The 1,697-nt window shown below is 52.6% G+C and carries 2 protein-coding genes; both read right to left on the minus strand.

Annotated elements, in window-relative coordinates; translation table 11 throughout:
• Positions 1 to 620, minus strand: a 620-nt coding sequence (locus STRDD11_RS00550; RefSeq protein ID WP_164828325.1) for an amino acid permease, incomplete at its 3' end; no start/stop codon positions are given.
• A 511-nt stretch (positions 621 to 1,131) separates the two neighbouring features.
• The coding region (locus STRDD11_RS14005; RefSeq protein ID WP_164828326.1) for an LPXTG cell wall anchor domain-containing protein at positions 1,132 to 1,697 on the minus strand (566 nt) is incomplete at its 5' end.

Below are 1,697 nucleotides of genomic sequence, written 5' to 3' on the forward strand. Positions count from 1 at the left end.
ATATGGGAAGTGGCATGATAAGGGAGATGGCCGGTCAAAAGCTGAAAGAGGCCAAAACCGATCAGAAAAATTGTGCTGGCAATGAAGAGATAGACCGGAATCATCAGCGAAGTCGCAGACTCCCGCAGACCGCGCAGATTCATGAGCATCAGCCCCAAAACCAGAAAGACAGCAATGTGCAGATTGTAGGGGTGCAGGGCCGGAATCGCTGAGGTAATGGCATCGGCTCCTGAAGCGACCGATACGGCTACTGTCAGCATATAGTCAACCAAAAGGCTGCCGCCGGAAACCAGACCCAGATTGGGAGAGAGATTCTCCGTCGTCACCATATAAGCCCCGCCGCCCTGCGGATAAGCATGAATCACCTGCCGGTAGGAAATCGTCAGACTGGTCAGGAGAACCAGCACCACCAATCCAATAGGCAGGGACCACCAAATCGCTCCGGCTGAGACAGAGACCAGAACCAGCACCACCTGCTCAGGTCCATAGGCGATAGAGGACAGGGCGTCACTGGAAAGCATAGCCAAAGCCTGCAGCTTGCTCAGAAGATGTCCCTCATCACCTTCATCACCAGACTTCAAGGGCTGGCCGATAAAGATTTTTTTCAATTTTGAAAACATATTTTTCTCCTAGAAAATCAATATGGGCCATTATACTCCTTTTCTGAACAGATGACAAGGATTTCTTCAAAAAAATGTCTGATGGAGCGCTTATGCTAAACTGATCGTAACTGATGCCGTTTCAATAGATTTGTTCGGAAACTGTATGCTGAGTCCCTTCGCCTTAAACGGTCGGCCCGCAAGCAAACGACTCGGTTCTTTCCATACCAAAAGAGACTGAGACAGACTCCCATGATGGCTGCGTCCTCACCCACAGAGGGATGTATCTTTGGGAAGATACCGTATAAGACTCCCATGATGGCTGCACTCTCACCCGCAGAGAGATCAATCTTTGGGAAGATACCGTATAAAAAGCGCTTCAGTCTCGCTTGGTTCTGCTAACAAACTTTTAATGCGGGAGCTGATGTAGTTTGAAAAGGTGTTCAAAGAGCATGGGATTCTGCCGTCTGCTATCATCATCCATTTCTTCTTCACCTGTTCATCATTAGACTTTTCCAGCAGTCTCTGAACATCACTCCTCTTTTTTCTTCTTTTTCAGAAGGAAACCGGCCCCGGAGAGGAGGACGGCTCCTCCCAAGCCCGCCAGGCCAAACTGTGCCTTCTCACCTGTATTGGGCAGACTGCTGGCGGTGCCGGAACTCTTGCGGCTGGTCCCTGTTTGACCTGAGGCAGCGGCTGCCTGAGCGGACTGCCTGCTGGCAGATTGGCTGGTATTGCTGCTGCCAACATCCAGCCTTTGAATTCTGGCAGGATCAGAACTGCCTTTTGCTGCAGAGCGGCGGTCCGCCCCAACTGAGTCCGTCTGGCTGCTGGCAGAAGCCTGCCCCTCAGCAGCTTCTGCTTCTATGCTTGGCAGAGCAGCACTGGCCGACAGAACTGCGCTTTGTGCTGCGGCATCCTGCTGAGGCAAATCTGCTGAATCCGCCAAGCCAGCAGCTGAGTATTCCCCATCAGCCGCTGCTGTGTCATCCGGGTCAGTCACTGCAGCGCTTGCTGCCGCTGGCTGGACTTCTGTCGAAAAAGTTGACCCTGCTGGGCTGCTGGTACTGCCGCTGCCGGTCGGGTCAAAGCCGGTCA

The sequence above is a fragment of the Streptococcus sp. DD11 genome, from assembly GCF_001578865.1.
GTDB classification, from domain to species: Bacteria; Bacillota; Bacilli; order Lactobacillales; family Streptococcaceae; genus Streptococcus; species Streptococcus panodentis.